Source organism: Clostridium chromiireducens (assembly GCF_003575225.1).
GTDB lineage: Bacteria > Bacillota > Clostridia > Clostridiales > Clostridiaceae > Clostridium > Clostridium chromiireducens.
This window is the reverse complement of sequence record NZ_QXDJ01000010.1, coordinates 56873-73429: the sequence shown is the minus strand read 5'-3', so window position 1 is coordinate 73429 and position 16557 is coordinate 56873. Positions and strand designations below refer to the sequence as shown.

General features: G+C 30.8%; 14 protein-coding genes and 1 other annotated feature. All 14 genes read right to left on the bottom strand.

Features of this window, described 5'->3' with window-relative positions; genetic code table 11:
- Positions 1-55: 55 nt before the first annotated feature.
- The gene (locus D2A34_RS25265; protein WP_079438569.1) at positions 56-895 is read right to left on the bottom strand and encodes an Mrp/NBP35 family ATP-binding protein; all 840 of its coding nucleotides are present in this window, start codon (positions 893-895) and stop codon (positions 56-58) included.
- 20 nt (positions 896-915) lie between these two features.
- Complete coding sequence (locus D2A34_RS25260) at positions 916-1749, bottom strand: YhfM domain-containing protein (RefSeq protein ID WP_119368255.1); 834 nt, start codon at positions 1747-1749, stop codon at positions 916-918.
- Positions 1739-2509: a prolipoprotein diacylglyceryl transferase gene (locus D2A34_RS25255; protein WP_079438567.1), complete on the bottom strand. Its 771-nt coding sequence runs from the start codon at positions 2507-2509 to the stop codon at positions 1739-1741. The genes D2A34_RS25260 and D2A34_RS25255 overlap by 11 nt, the downstream gene beginning before the upstream one ends.
- Positions 2510-2759: 250 nt before the next feature.
- The gene (locus D2A34_RS25250) at positions 2760-3329 is read right to left on the bottom strand and encodes a hypothetical protein (RefSeq protein WP_119368254.1); all 570 of its coding nucleotides are present in this window, start codon (positions 3327-3329) and stop codon (positions 2760-2762) included.
- 12 nt (positions 3330-3341) lie between these two features.
- Complete coding sequence (locus tag D2A34_RS27085; RefSeq protein WP_207669035.1) at positions 3342-5618, bottom strand: collagen-like protein; 2277 nt, start codon at positions 5616-5618, stop codon at positions 3342-3344.
- Between the two features lie 103 nt (positions 5619-5721).
- Positions 5722-6567, bottom strand: coding sequence for a 16S rRNA (adenine(1518)-N(6)/adenine(1519)-N(6))-dimethyltransferase RsmA (gene rsmA, locus D2A34_RS25235; protein ID WP_079438564.1), 846 nt, complete (start codon positions 6565-6567; stop codon positions 5722-5724).
- Positions 6568-7125: a ribonuclease M5 gene (rnmV, locus tag D2A34_RS25230; protein ID WP_079438563.1), complete on the bottom strand. Its 558-nt coding sequence runs from the start codon at positions 7123-7125 to the stop codon at positions 6568-6570.
- Between the two features lie 145 nt (positions 7126-7270).
- Positions 7271-8320, bottom strand: a complete 1050-nt coding sequence (locus D2A34_RS25225) for a 3D domain-containing protein (protein ID WP_079438562.1) — start codon at positions 8318-8320, stop codon at positions 7271-7273.
- A gap of 273 nt (positions 8321-8593) precedes the next feature.
- Complete coding sequence (locus D2A34_RS25220; protein WP_119368253.1) at positions 8594-9379, bottom strand: TatD family hydrolase; 786 nt, start codon at positions 9377-9379, stop codon at positions 8594-8596.
- Positions 9380-9642: 263 nt separating this feature from the next.
- Complete coding sequence (metG, locus tag D2A34_RS25215) at positions 9643-11571, bottom strand: methionine--tRNA ligase (protein WP_119368252.1); 1929 nt, start codon at positions 11569-11571, stop codon at positions 9643-9645.
- A 192-nt stretch (positions 11572-11763) separates the two neighbouring features.
- Positions 11764-12007, bottom strand: a binding site (T-box leader).
- A gap of 98 nt (positions 12008-12105) precedes the next feature.
- Positions 12106-13881 (bottom strand): aminopeptidase P family protein, encoded by a 1776-nt coding sequence (locus tag D2A34_RS25210; RefSeq protein WP_119368251.1) that lies wholly within the window; start codon positions 13879-13881, stop codon positions 12106-12108.
- An 86-nt stretch (positions 13882-13967) separates the two neighbouring features.
- Positions 13968-15212, bottom strand: coding sequence for an aminopeptidase P family protein (locus D2A34_RS25205; RefSeq protein ID WP_119368250.1), 1245 nt, complete (start codon positions 15210-15212; stop codon positions 13968-13970).
- 125 nt (positions 15213-15337) lie between these two features.
- Positions 15338-15862 carry a spore maturation protein gene (locus D2A34_RS25200; protein WP_119368249.1) on the bottom strand — a complete coding sequence of 175 codons (525 nt, stop codon included), beginning with the start codon at positions 15860-15862 and terminating at the stop codon, positions 15338-15340.
- A 52-nt stretch (positions 15863-15914) separates the two neighbouring features.
- Positions 15915-16490, bottom strand: coding sequence for a nucleoside recognition domain-containing protein (locus D2A34_RS25195; protein WP_119368248.1), 576 nt, complete (start codon positions 16488-16490; stop codon positions 15915-15917).
- Positions 16491-16557 lie beyond the last annotated feature (67 nt).

Here is a 16557-nt window from a genome sequence, read left to right as displayed (position 1 = left end):
ATGTATGTATATCAGAATATTTTTAAATAATAATTAAAACTCGTAATCATTTAACTTAATATAACCCTTCAAAGATCAATGCATATAAAGGATCTTCTTTAACATATTCTTCAGCTCTTCCTTCTTCTAGCGCTTCTGTAAGGTCAATATTAATAGGTAATTCACCTATCAATGGAATCCCTAAATAATCAGCATTTTCTTCTGAAGATTTTCTACTAAACACTCTTATCTTCTTGTCACAATCAGGACAATTTATATACGCCATATTTTCTACGACGCCTTTAATCTTTACACCTATTTTTTGAGCCATTATAACTACTTTTTTAACAATCATAGATACCATATCTTGAGGAGTTGAAACTATTACTATTTCATTTATTGGAAACTCCTGCATAACTGTTAAAGCTATATCTCCAGTTCCTGGCGGCATATCGATTAGCAAATAATCAAGTTCACCCCAATTAGTTTCTACAAACATTTGCTTCAATACTCCTGTAATCACTGGTCCCCTCCAAATAACTGGCTCATCTTCCACAGCTGTTAAAAGGTTCATTGAAATTATCTTTATTCCACTATCTGTTTCTACTGGTTCAAATTTTACCATATCATTCTCTAACGGAATTATTTTTGCTCTCTTATTATTAATCCCGAAGAATCTTGGCATAGATGGCCCTGTAATATCTGCATCCAACACACCTACTTTATATCCTTTTTTGGCCAACATTGCTGCCATTATTCCTGTGACAGTTGACTTACCTACTCCACCTTTTCCACTTATAACTCCTATGATATTTTTAATACTTCCATATCTAGAAGCTAATTTTAGGCTTTCTTCTTTACACCCTTCTCCTTTAGACTTACAGGTATCCTTACTCTTACAATCTTCGCAACTCATCGCACGTCCTCCTTAATTCCTTACCAATCTTGTGGTACTTTATTTGGTTCACTTATTTTAATGTCCCAATCCTTATAATTATATTCTGCTGATATATAATAATTTTCAAATGATTTATTCTTTTTATCATCTATAGTTATTAATGTTTTAAAAGTTGTGCTATTATATCCTCTATTCTTAACTTTAATTATTGTATCAAAGTCTTCATAGTTATTATTAACAATGTTAATATCAGGTAATACTTCATTTAAGTTCTTCTTAAATTCTTCTAAATCTACAGAGAATATATATTTTAAACAGTCTGTGTCGCTACCTATATCTACCCCAACCTTATTCCCGCCAGCTAAATTATTTTTTTTACTCTCAATAACCTTTAATATTGATTGATAGTATATATATTCAAAATCTCTTGGTTTTCTTATAAATGATAAGTTCTGCATTATAGTATTTTCTAAATTCTTTGGTACTGAAAAAGCTTTATTATCATCATAAAAATTTCCTGCACCACGTTCATTAGCGCCAACTACATATTGATATTTTTTTACTTCCTCTCCGATATATATTTCAAAAATATAGTCTGGATCAAGGGAACTCTTTTTTGAAACTTCGCTACCTTCTGATAAAAGTTTATAAATATCTTCTATTGCCTTACTATCTGTCACAACAAACCTAAATCCACTATCTCTTACATTTTGTATAACAATTTTATCTACCTTATTCTGCTTTATGTATTCAAATTGTTCATTTTTAAGATTCATTTTAACTTCCATATCATTAATAAAAGTACATCCTGATAACATTGTACCTATGCATAATAATATAGATAAAACAATTAAAAACTTATTATTCTTCAATATTTTTCTTCGCTCCTTTAAAAATCTTGCCATTATTAAAAACCATAAATCCAAGCACTAAAGTAAATATTGCAATAAATTGAGATGTTGAAAGAATGCCAACATTCCCTCTTGGATCATCTCTTAAAAACTCAACTAAAAATCTTCCTATACTATATATTATTAAATATAATCCCGTGACTTTACCAGTTTGTCTCTCTTTTCTACTATAATATAATAGCAGAAATCCTAATGAAAAATCAAAAATTGAAGAATAAATTTGTGTTGGGTGCAAATGTACACCTGCTGGCGCAAGAGATCCTTTAGGAAATGCAACGCCTATTGGCAATGAGGTTTCAGCTCCATAACAACACCCTGCAAAAAAGCATCCTATTCTTCCAAATCCTTGTGCTATTGCAAGTCCTGGAACAGTCATATCTAGCATTTCAGCTATATTCCAACCTTTTTTCTTAGAATATAAATACATAGCTAAGGCCCCACCAGCAATCGCACCATAAACTACAAAACCATATCCAAAATTAAGTAATATACTTGGTTCTTTAATAATATCTTTTATTTCAGTTAATATAAATAGCCCTTTCCCTCCAAGCATTCCGCCTAGTACAGCAAAAATAATTAAGTTTAATAGGGAATCTTCATCGAAGCCTTTCTTTTTCCCTTTATTTATAAATAATGCTGCCGCGACTATTATACCGATTGCTATCATTAGTCCATAACTTTTTACTTGTATCCCAAATATCTCAAATAATACTATCCTCATTTTTCTCCCCCAAACGTCAAATAAGTATCAAGGAGAAGCTAATCTGCGCCTCTCCTTAATACTTAAATTATAATACTTATACTTATCCTTGGCAAATTTAATTTATATATTTAAAAGTTTTAAATATAACTTTTAAATAACTTTATGTTTTACATCAAATAAAGTATTGTAAGTTTTTCTTATACGTGATTATTAACTAAACTTACATATGAAAGTATAAATACAAATTAAATTTAATTATACTCCCCCTCTAAGATGTCTTAATACTCGAAATAATCGTATTAATAATAGTTTTCACATTATCTTTATAATCTTTAGTTTTAAGATTAAATAATATTTTTACTGTTTTACCTTCTCCTAAATTCAAATAATAACATTCATTTTTAAATTCGTACCCATTTTTTACAGATGTTTCATACTGTACTAGCACTCCAGAATTATTCGGATTCTTAAAAGGCATCACTTCCGAGTTATAATACTCTAGATATTGATTATTTAAATCATTTTCTGCAAATACATTTAAATCTTCATTAGTATTTATTACTTGTAATGAACCAGTAATCTTACTATTCTTGTCTTTGAAATCCAATCTATAACTTACATATTGGTCTTCTTTACCTTCTTTTTCTGTTACAGACCATTCACTAGGAAATGATACAGTGTATTTATCCTTATAAATTTTGTATTCCTTAAATCCACTTATACCCTGATCCATGAGAATTACCTGTTCAAAGTTTTCTTTGAAGAATCCTTGCGTTATAGCTAGTATCAACATTAATGATAACAATATTGACGTAACGATTAATTGCTTTTTATTCATATGAATATTACCTTATTTTGTTGGTATTACAATGGAAGAGTTTTTAAAATCGTAGAACATTAGCCAATATCCTCTGCCATTATTATCGTTAGTCCATGTTACAAAACCTGTTCTTCCGCCATATGGTTGATCATTCTTTTCCTTGCTTCCTGGTATAGCATATACAATATACTGAATCTCTCCATTTCTATTACCTTTATACCCCAATAAGAAGTGACCTGATTTACTGATATAAGGATAGTAATTCAACATTGGATAATATGCTAAGGTATATTGATTATAGTTTGAATCATCAGACAAATCCTCTATGCTATTTACATTGATTTTATACCACTTGCAATGATTTATATCAGCTAAATTACCATTGTAAGGTTGAAATCCTTTTGCAAGTTTCTCAAAATATAGAGTAACTTCTCCAGTAATATTAAACCCTTTATTTGTTGTTGATTGTTGATTATTATTTAAGTTTACTGGTTCTACATCGCTTAGATCTAGTTGATTACAACCACATGGATTTATTGTTTCTTTTTTGCTTGTGGTTGCCCCTACATTAATTAAAGTTATTTTTTCCTTCTCCGCTTGGCATTTTTCCTTTTTGCCTGAATGGCATTTTTCCTTTTTGTCTGAATGGCATTTTTCTTTTTCCTTTACTACTTCTGGCTGTTTCATTATTAGATGGATTGTTTTAGTTTGGCATTCTGTATTCATCGGCCCTGTTTGTCCCATTGGTCCCATTGGCCCCATTGGCCCCTTATCTCCCATTGGTCCCATTGGCCCCTTATCTCCTGCTGGTCCCATTGGTCCCTTATCTCCTGCTGATCCCATTGGTCCCTTTTCTCCTGCTGATCCCATTGGTCCCTTTTCTCCTGCTGGTCCCATTGGTCCCTTTTCTCCTGCTGGTCCCATTGGTCCCTTTTCTCCTGCTGATCCCATTGGTCCCTTTTCTCCTGCTGGTCCCATTGGTCCCTTTTCTCCTGCTGATCCCATTGGTCCCTTTTCTCCTGCTGGTCCCATTGGTCCCTTTTCTCCTGCTGGTCCCATTGGCTCTATTTTTTTAATTTCATTTTCATATTCATCAAAATCTATTATATCTTTTCTTCCTGAATCATTTATTCCGGTTAACTTATCTAAGACAAAGTTTTCTTGTAATCTCCTAGAATTACTTGGAGTATTAATAAAGTCCTGATTCTCGCTTCTACACTTCTTTTCTAACTTAAATTTCTTCCACTCACAATTACAATCTTTCTCGTCCTTTATAAAACCATAGACTACAATATCATCATGATTGTAATTTATTTTTGCATCAATTATACCGTCATAAGTCTCTAATTTTTTAGATAATTTGTTAATAATATCTTCCACATCATCACTCTTACCATAAATATCATATTTATCGCACTTTTGATGGTTACCGTACTCATTACTCACATCATGTTTATGATTCTTTTCGTGTTCATCACATTTATCATATTTTTCATGTTTTTCACAATCATCACATTTGCTATACTTATCATGTTCATCAGATTTATCATGTTTATCGCATTTATCATATTTCTTATAATCTTTATTTTTATGTCTCTCTTCATAAGAAGTATCTATTACATCGTCTATATTTTCATTAATTTCAGTATTTCTAATTTCCACCATAGAATTATCTTTTGTTATATCCACTGACTCTATATCACCTTTGTTTTGAACTGTATTTTCACTATTTTTGCGTTCAACTACTTCAGCTTGTAATTTAACTTTCTCAGAATTAGAATCTAGGATATTTACCGCCGATACACTGACTATACTAGAATTAGAAATATCCTTCTTTTTTACTTCTAAATCTGTCTTATTAATATACTTTTTGGAATCTGTCTTTATAAATTTAAATTTTCTCCAATTATCAGCAGACTCTTCTCCATTCATAAATCCATGCATTATGAAATCTGTTTCATTATCCTTCACTCTGCAAATGGCAGCACCTGATATTTTATCATAAGATATTCCAAGTCCAGCTATGTTATTTACATAATACTCCTTGCTGGTATCTCCTTTTCCAACTTCATTTATTGCTAAAGGCCCTAAATCAATTAATTGTTTTGAGTCTCTTTTGCAACAGATAAGTACCATTGAATAGTTATCTTCTGGCTTAAGATTTTGAGCATAAAAAGATACTTTACATTTATCTCCTTTTGCTTCAACCTTAGCATACCCAGATAAGGTTTTATCATTAGAATGAGAGTATCCTCTTTCATCTTCTTGTAATATTATGAAATTTCTATACAATTTATTATGTGCCAAACCTTATATTCCCTCCGCATATATTTATTCCATATAGTATATGCGGAATATTTAGTATTATGATTCAATTACATTCTAAAGATAATACCTCAATCTTTTTGAATTAAAGCTTTATATCATATAAAGAATCCGCCAATAACCCAAATTCCTCTAATGACAAAGTCTCAGCTCTTCTCTTAGGATCAATTCCCGACCTTTTAAACGCGTCTTCCAATTTTTCTTTATTTACATGGAGTGTCTTTGCAGCATTCCATAAAGTCTTTCTTCTCATATTGAATCCGGCTCTCACTAGCTCAAACATAAAACTTATATCTTTAGTTTTTACTCTAGGCTCATCTAATCTATCTAATCTTATTACTATTGATTCCACCTTTGGTCTTGGTATAAAGCAAGTTGGAGGTACTCTTCTTATTATACTTGTATTGCAATAATATTGAACTAAAACAGATAATGATCCATAGTCTTTGCAATCTGGTTCAGCATTCATTCTTTCTGCAACTTCCTTTTGTATCATAATAGTTAGAGATTTAAAGTTATATCCACCTTTCAAAAGTTTAACTATTATAGGGGTAGTTACGTAATACGGCAGATTAGCCACAAGCTTAACACTCTTCTCTTCACCTATGAGTTCATTAAAATCAACTTTAAGTGCGTCTTTATGTATTAACTCAAAATTTTTATTTTCGCCTAATTCTTGTTGAAGTATTGGTATTAAATCATTATCTAATTCAATTGAAGTTACTTTTTTAGCCTTCATTAATAATTGCGCTGTTAAAGTTCCTACTCCTGGACCAATTTCTATAATGAAATCCTCATTATTTACTTCTGCTCCGCTAACTATATCATTAAGTACTGAATCATCAACTAAAAAATTCTGCCCCAGACTCTTCGAAAATTTGAAATTATATTTTTTAACTAACTCCTGAGTTTTTATATCTTTTAAATCCATTTATTTCTTACCTACTTCCAATTGTTTTTCTACCTCTTTTATAGCATTAGTAAATTCTTCTTTTGTTATTCCATAATTATTTAATCTAGAAACCATTTGAGCAGCATTTCCATAACCTATGCCTAATATCTTACCAAGTATACCTCTTCTAATTTTAGATGTAGCATCTCCCGTAAATTTAAAATAAAACATATCTTGCATATTAAAAAATTCCTGCTTTTCTACTTGTGTTACTTTAGCCATCTCAAGAGCTTTTATAATAACTTCTGGGCATGCATTTTCAACTCCAATATCTCCATTTTTAAGCCCATCTTCTTTGGCAATATACGCATGTTTTATACCTTTAACTCTTTTAGATATTATTCTTCTTATCTTCTCCCCCGCAAAATCCGGATCAGTTAAAACAATTACTCCTTTTCTTTTTTGAGCCTCCTGTATTCTTTCAATTACTTTCGCATTTATTCCAAACCCGCCAACAGCTATTATTTCCGCATCTATTGCTTTCTTTACAGCATCAACATCGTCTCTTCCTTCAACAACGATTACTTCCTTTATCAATATTCTACTTCCTTCCATTCATTAAAACTTGCCCTAATAAGAGCATAATTATAGTTATTTTATCCTATTTCTAATAATATGATAAAATAACTATAATTTAAAGAAAAAAATAGAGATAACAAATGTTATCTCTTAAAATAAGTTACTATTGTCCTGGATAAGCAACTATTAATACGTTAACTGATCTTCTTCCCCAATTATTACATTCATTTGATGAATTAAGGTATATATCAATTTTGTTGCCTTTTATAGCACCACCTGTATCAGCTGCTATTGCATATCCATAGCCCTCTACGTAAACTTTACTTCCTAATGGTATTACACGTGGATCAACTGCAATCGTACTCAAGCCACCTTGATTTCTAACAGGAGTTCTCCCTGTAGCCGTAATTGAATGGTTACTATAAGCCGTTGCTTCACAATCAAGTTTTTTCTTATAAGTTATACTTTCTCCGCCTCTACTAGCGTATACTTGACCAGTTCCTTTTACCACGATTTCATTTTTGGGTTCTAAAATAGTTTTAGTGCTCTTTATATTGCGAGAAATCTCTACTCCATCTTTATATATTATTTCATAAGTAATTTCCTTCTCACCATTAACTCCATCACTCTTAACCTTTTGAACACTACTGTCTAGATTTTCATCTTTTTCAACTATTGTATCGAAGTTAATTGTCTCTTTTTCAACAAGGTTCTTTGTTTCTACTTTGACAAGTTGTACACTTACGTCTTCTCCTAATTTAGAATCTAGTGAAGGTGATACTTCATCTACATCTTTATCAAATTCTATCCCTTGCTCTTTTAATGTATTTTTCTCTGCATTTAGCATATCCTCAATAGTATCTTCTGCTGTCTGCACCTGTACTTTTACCCCGTTTGCTTTCACTTCTACGGGAATAGCTGTCTTTAATTTAATAGTTTCTTTCTCAGATACTTTGGATTCCAAGGATGGTTGCACTTTATCTTTTTCGGATAATTGTATCCCCTTTTCTTGCAACACATCTTTAACAGTCCCCTTGTACGTGACAAAAGTCTCTTCTTTACCGTCTATACTAATTATGAGCGTATTTCTCATGCTCATTATTGTCACTGCTACAACAACTACAATTAACATTGTAATTGCCCCTATTAAAATTTTTGCCTTCGGACCGTTAGAAAAACTTTTCATTGTGAATTCTTTCAATTTTTCTATCATTAATTTCCCTCCTTTGGCAAGAGTGTCTTTTGAATTATATATTATTATTCTAGACTTGTCAAATTTGTAACCTCTTGCATTATAATGAAGCATAGCAATAATGCACCCTGTGCATAATAAATAATAATATAAAATGATAGCAGTTTTAAATATTACTTCATTAATAAAGTTAAGAATTTAATGATATTAAGTTTTGGAAACCTTTTACTTTTTATGTGTAAATATAAATTAAATGTTGGAAATAATAAATAAATGTACAAAATATATTTTACCTTATATTTCCTTTTTAATCAATCTCAAAAAATTCTCATTAAAGCTCAAATTTGCCTTGTAAGGGTCAATTTCTTTGATTTCAGCAATTCTTGTAATTATATATTCAATATAATCCGATTTATTACGTTTTCCTCTATTAGGCTCAGGTGCCATATATGGACAATCAGTTTCAACAAGGATTCTTTCTAATGGTATTTCCTTTGCCACTTCAATTATTTTTTTTGCATTTTTGAATGTTATAACTCCAGTAAATCCTATATAGTATCCAAGTTTTATACATTCTTTGGCAAACTCCACACTTCCTGAAAAGCAATGTATTACTCCTGTAACCTCTGGAAATTCTTTCATTATTTCTAGAGTATCACTATGTGCATCTCTATCATGAATTACTACTGGAAGTCCTAATTCTTTCGCTAAGTTCATTTGTTTTCTAAACGCGTCTTTTTGTACATCCTTAGGTGGATTTTCATCCCAATAATAATCTAGACCAATCTCCCCTATCGCTACTATCTTATCATTGATGTCTATATAATTTCTGATTTCTTGTATTGCACTTTCTTTAAGTTCGTATGCATTTTCTGGATGTATTCCTAATGCACCAAACATAAAATCATATTCTCTTGTCAATTTATCTGTAGCACTTAGACTATTATATGATGATGCGCAATTTAATACTCCAACAACTCCATTTTTCTTAATTTCTTCTAATACCAGTTCTCTATCCTCATTAAAAGCGTCATCATCATAATGTGCATGACTATCTATTATTTTAAATTTTTCTTCCATAACTTTATATCCCTTTCCTTTGTTTTATAACTATATATTTTTTATTATATCCAAAAATTTGCACTTGTTAAACTAATACTCTAAATTTTTATTTTGACACGTAACTGACATATTCCTGTCGTAAAATTAAATTGTAAAGTAGTTAAAGCATTATTATTTACCCCTTTAACCATTAGTTTTATATGGTTAAAGAACGTCTCACTCCCCTAAGTGAGACGTTCTTTTTATGCTTATAATAAAGTAAAAAGCAATGTATAATACGCTTATCTTACTATGCTACCAGATTCTAATTCCCCTGGATTTACAGCCTTTAATATGCTATCATCATCACTTGCAGCACATAAAATCATTCCTTGAGATAACTCTCCTCTAAGTTTTGCAGGTTTTAAATTAGCAACCAATACTACGTTCTTTCCTATTAATTCTTCAGGTTTATAATAACTTGCTATTCCTGATACTACCTGTCTTTCTTCTCCACCCAAATCAACTTTTAACTTCAATAACTTTTTAGCACCTTTTATTGGCTCACAAGCTAATACTTTAACTACCCTTAAATCAATCTTCTCAAAATCTTCTATTGTGATTTCTTCTTTTATCGGCGTAATTTCTCTCTTTGCAGGCTGAGAAGCCGCTCTTAAAGCTTCAAGTTCTTCTAATTTTTTGTCAACATCTATTCTTGGGAATAAATTTTCTGCTTTAACCATCTTTGTTCCAGTCTTTGTTCCATCAAATGACTTCAGTGAATCCCATGAAATCTCTTCTGTATTAATTTGATTATTAATTTTCTTAGCTGTATCTGGAAGAAATGCTGAAATCATTACTGATGCAAATCTAAGACTCTCAGCTAAATTATAAAGTACTGTTCCAAGTCTAGCTTTTTTACTTTCATCTTTGGCTAATATCCATGGAGTTGTTTCGTCTATATACTTATTAGCTCTTCTTATTAATTCAAAAACATATTCTAATGCTTGAGGTATATTCAATTCATTTATAGCTGCTTCAATTTTAGCTGGTGCAGCCAATGCTAATCCTATCAATTCGTCATCAATAGCTTCCTTTTCAGATTGAGCAGGCATATCCCCACCAAAATACTTTTCAACCATTGCAACAGTTCTTGATAAAAGATTACCTAAGTCGTTACAAAGATCAGAATTAATCTTCTTTATAAATATTTCATTATTAAATAATCCATCTGCTCCAAAAGGAATTTCTTTTAATAGATAATATCTTACCGGATCTACTCCAAACTCATTTACAAGTACAACTGGATCTACTACATTACCCTTAGATTTTGACATTTTTCCACCATCTACAAGTAACCATCCATGACCAAAAACTTGCTTTGGAAGTGGTAAATCTAAAGCCATTAGCATTATAGGCCAATAAATGGTATGGAATCTTAAAATATCTTTTCCTATTAAATGTACATCTGCTGGCCAATATTTATCGTATAATTCCTTATTATCTTGGCCATATCCAAGAGCAGTTATATAGTTTGATAGTGCATCAATCCAAACATATACAACGTGGCCCTCATCGAAAGTTACAGGCACTCCCCAGTTAAAGCTAGTTCTTGAAACGCAAAGATCTTGAAGTCCTGGTCTTAAGAAGTTATTTAGCATTTCATTCTTTCTTGATTCTGGTTGGATGAATTCTGGATGATCCTCAATGTACTTTATTAATCTATCTGCATATTTGCTCATCTTAAAGAAATAAGCTTCTTCCTTTGATTTTTCAACTGGCCTTCCACAGTCTGGACAATTACCCTTTTCTAACTGCGTATCAGTCCAAAATGATTCACAAGGGGTACAATACCACCCTTCATAAGAGCTCTTATATATATCTCCTTGATCATATAACTTTTTAAATATATCTTGAACAGCTTTAATATGATAATCGTCAGTAGTTCTAATAAATTTATCATAGCTTATATTCATCATGCCCCAAAGATCTTTAATCCCTGCAACTACTTCATCTACATGTTCCTTAGGTGTAATTCCCTTTTCTTCAGCTATTCTTTGGATTTTTTGACCATGCTCATCAGTTCCTGTTAAGAACATTACATCGAATCCTGTCAATCTCTTAAATCTAGCAATTGCATCAGCTGCAACTGTAGTATAAGTATTTCCTATATGAAGTTTTGTTGATGGGTAATAGATTGGTGTAGTAATATAATATGTTTTTTTACACATTTCTTCTGTTCCTCCTTATTTTCAATCAATATTTTTACATGTTGCAATTCATGGAAAATTATAATTAAGTTGCCTAAATACATCTATTGCGGGCTTCACTTATAACTCTTCCCATAATTGCACGAGTAAATTCTACATTGAAAACTATATTTATATAATAAAAAAATCTCTATGTAATTTCTAAAAAAATTACATAGAGACGTATTACACGCGTTACCACTCTAATTCTTATTTATCTCACAATAAATAACTCAGTAGGTGACCATCATCACCCTGCAATATAACGGTTGCTCCCGTATTTTCCTAACTAAACAACTTTAGCTCAAAAAATATGCTCTAAGTCCATCTTCATAAAATTCACAAACGCTAACTTTCAGCATATATTAGCTCTCTTATAGAATGATTCTTTTATTACTCTTCTTTTCATAGCATTTTTATTATATTAATCTACTATTTATGATAATACTCAAATTATTTACATTATACTATTTGTTTCACTTAGAAGCAATAGGATAATTTTCTATTAAATACATTTTATATTTCTCTAGTAACTTCCTTAAGGAATTGCTTTTCATCATCATTTAATAAAGGACTTAATTTTTCATAAGTTTCTTTATGATAATTATTTAACCACTCCCTTTCATCCCTAGTTAATAATTCTGCGTCTATCCCTTCTATATCTATAGGACAATATGACAAAGTTTCAAATTTATAAAACTCCCCAAATTCATCATTTTTTTCAGCTTCGATAACTAACATGATATTTTCTGTTCTTATTCCATGTTTACCTTCTCTATATATTCCTGGTTCATTAGTTAATATCATTCCTGGTTCTAAAGCAATTTTATTTGGAATTGGTCTTATTGTTTGTGGTCCTTCGTGAACACTTAAGCAAAAACCTACTCCATGTCCTGTTCCGCATTTATAATCTATGCCTTCTTCCCACAAAACCCTTCTACTTAATATATCAATATTAGATCCTGTAGTTCCTTTTAAAAACCTAGCTTTCATGAGATTAATATGTGCCTTTAATACTAATGTGAAATCTCTTTTTTCTTCTTCACTTATTTTGCCTAATATGATACTACGTGTTATATCAGTAGTCCCATCAAAATATTGCCCCCCACTGTCGACTAACAGTATTCCTTCTTTTTCTAATTTATATGCGCTTTCTTCTGTCGCTGAATAGTGCATCATAGCAGCATGCTCTTTGTATCCTGAAATTGTTCCAAAACTTTCTTCAATAAATAAATCACCTTGACTTCTAATTTCGCATAATTTATCTGCTAAAGTAAGCTCTGTAATTGTCTCTTTATCAACATTTTCCTTAATCCACTTAATAAACTTTACCATTGCAACTCCATCTCTAAGTTGACAATTTTTAATACTTTTTACTTCTGTATTATTTTTTATGGCCTTTAATCTTGTAGATATATTCAATTCTTCTATTTTCTTCACATCATCACGTATCTGCTCGTATATGTAAGCACTTACCTTATCAGAATCTAATATAACGCTATCCTTTATTTCCTTTATATCCTTAAATACATCTTCATAGCTTTTTATTTCTATTCCTTCGCTAGATAATTTTTCTTTATCTATACCTGATACTTTTTCTTCATTAGTATATAGCACTGCTTCTTTCTCATCTATTAGCGCATATGCTAATACTACTGGCGTATACTTTACATCATTACCTCTAATATTATAAAGCCAAGCTATATCATCCAAAGATGCTATAATATATGATTTTCCACCTAATTTCTTCATTTCATTTCTTACTTCTTGTATTTTTTCACCAGCAGACTTTCCACAATATTTTATATCATGTAAGAAAATCATTTCCTTAGGCATTTTAGGCTTATCTATCCAAATTTGATCAATTAAATCTTTATCCATAACAATGTTTATATTTTTATTTTCTTTTATTCTTAGAATCTCTTTATATTGATTAACCGATACTACTCTACCATCAAAGCTTAAAGTTTGCCCCTCGGCCATATTATCAATTAACCATTCTTCTAAAGTTGGCCATCCTGGAATTCCAATCTTAAACAGTTCTACCCCGGAATCCTTTAATTGCTCATTAGCTTGTATAAAGTATCTTCCATCTGTCCATAGAATTGCCTTTTCCCTTCCTATTATGGCTGTTCCTGCTAAGCCTGTAAATCCAGTTATATACGCTCTTGATTTAAAGCATTCAGCCACATATTCACTTTGATGAAAATCTCCACTTGGCACTATATAATAATCTATCTTTTCTTTCTCCATTAATTCTCTTAATTTTTGTATTTTCTCTGATACTTTCATATTCATCCCCACTATAAATTATTTCTTATTCTAATATGCAAAAGAAAATAACCAGTTAATATACCTGTTATTTTCTTCATTCTATCTTACTTCATAAATTCTTCAATCTCACTAATTTCTTTTATCATATTCATTGTTAAAACTTCACATCCATCTTTAGTAACTAAAATATCATCTTCTATTCTTATACCTATACTTTCCTCACCTATATATATTCCTGGTTCTACAGTAAATACCATCCCCTCAGTAAAAATAAATTCTCTTCCGTGAATTCCCAAGTCATGAGTATCTAATCCTAAACTATGTCCTATACTATGCCAATAATATTTTGTAACTTCACTTTTTTCTTTTATAATTCCCAGTTTAATGCATTCTTCAGCAATTAAATCTCTAGCCCATATATTGAGTTCCTTTGAATCAATTCCTGGTTTTATTCTATCAATAACCGCTTTATTAACTCTAAGGACAGCTTCATAAACTTCCTTTTGCCTATCTGTAAACTTTCCATTTACCGGAAATACCCTTGTTATATCTGCATTATATAAATTCCATTGTGCACCTAAATCAAAAAGTATTAAATCTCCATCCTTTATCTCACTATTATTTTCTACATAATGAAGTATCGTTGCATTTTTACCTGCCGCAGCTATCGTTCTGAATGCAAAATCCTTAACACCTTTTGTTTTACATTCAAAATCAAAATATGCTTCAAGCTCATATTCCTTCATTCCAACTTTCGCATTTCTCATTAGAGATTTTACACCATCAATTGTAATCTCTATTGCTTTTTTCATTTCCTCTATTTCTTGTTCAGATTTAATCATTCTCAGCGGTGCAATCTTGCTTGAAAAGTTCTTTATTGTAAGCTGAGGATATTTATCTTTGGCTTCCTTTGCAAAAACATTAGCAATTGAATCAGCTTCATCTATATCTTCTCTATCTAAATCCAAATATAAATTAATTCCTTCAGCACCTTTAACCAATCTATTTATATAAGAATTAAAGTCCTTTATATATACTACATCTTGTATTCCTGACATTTCTCTTCCTTCGCTATCTCTTAATGTCTTTCCATTCCACATCTCTTTATCTAAATCTATATCTTTTAAAAATAACTTTTCATTTATAACGTCTTTAGATTTAGATAGAACAAGAATATGTTCTTGTTCTTGTATTCCTGTTAAATAGTAAAAATTTCTACTTGGAGTAAATTGATATAATTCATCACCTGTTTTTTTGCATGGCTTTCCTGCAAATAATATTACTATTGAATTATTTTCTATGGTTTCTATAAACCTTTTTCTATTCTCCATATAAGTACTCTTATCCATAAATCTAGCCTCTTTCTTTCTACAAATATATCGTTCTCTAAATATGATACTGCAAAAATTTATACAAATACAGGCTATTAATTATAATTTAAGATTAATTCTCAGATTTCTTGTCACTAGGATGCCTAAACTAAAAATAAATTAACCATAAAAATAGCCATAATTATTGCTGTAAGATCAGCAAAAACTGCTGCCCATAAAGTATGCCGTATTTTTTTTACCTTAACTGCACCAAAGTAAACTGTAATTGTATAAAATATAGTTTCTGTACTTCCCATTACAACAGATGCTATAAGTCCGGTTCTTGTATCTGGTCCAAAACTTTTTATTACATCTGTAAAGACACCAATAGCGCCGCTTCCTGATAATGGCTTTATTATTAATAGCGGGATAAGTTCTTTAGGCAATCCTATTAAATTTCCGACTGGCGCTATTAAGTTATTTAACAAATTCATTAAGTTCGCTTCCTTAAATATTTGTACAGCAATTATCATAGCTAAAAGGTACGGAAATATCCTTAATGTTACCATTAGTCCATCTTTAGCACCTTCAATAAACCACTCATAGACCTTTCGTCCCTTAAACATTCCATATGTTATAATAAGTAAAAATATTATTGGTATTATGCTTTTACTCAAATAATTGAACATACTATTTATTATTCCTCCTGTACAATTAATTATGATGATACTATTACATTTCCTAAAAATATCTCTGCAAAATTTTACAACATATGACTCCAACTATTGCTGCAGTTGTGGTAGATACTAGCGTGGGTAGTATTATTACTCCTGCATTTGCTGAATTACAAGCTGCCCTTATTGAAATTATCGTAGACGGTATTAACTGAATACATGTCGCATTTAAGACTAAAAAAAGTGCCATGTCATTAGTTGCAGTTCCTTTATCCCTATTAAGCCTATCCATTTCTTCCATTGCTTTAATTCCGAAAGGCGTTGCAGCATTAGAGAGTCCCATCATATTGGCAGTAAGATTCATCACTATAGCACCTAGAGCCTTTTCATCCTTAGCTACTTCTTTAAATATACGTTTAAGAATAGGCTTTAACAATTTAGATATTTTTCCTGTAAGACCACTATTTTCCGCAACCTTCATAACTCCACACCAGAAACACATTATTCCTGTAAGTTCTATAATGAAAGTTACGGTACTGCTACTAGAATTTACTATAGCCTTAGAAATTACTTCTCCATTTCCACTTAGTAATCCAACTAAAATACCAAAAAATATTAAGATGAACCAAATATAATTTATCATATTCTCCCCCATAGTATAATTGTTCTTTACATTTATATTCCTTGCACTTATTTTTTAGTAGTGATAG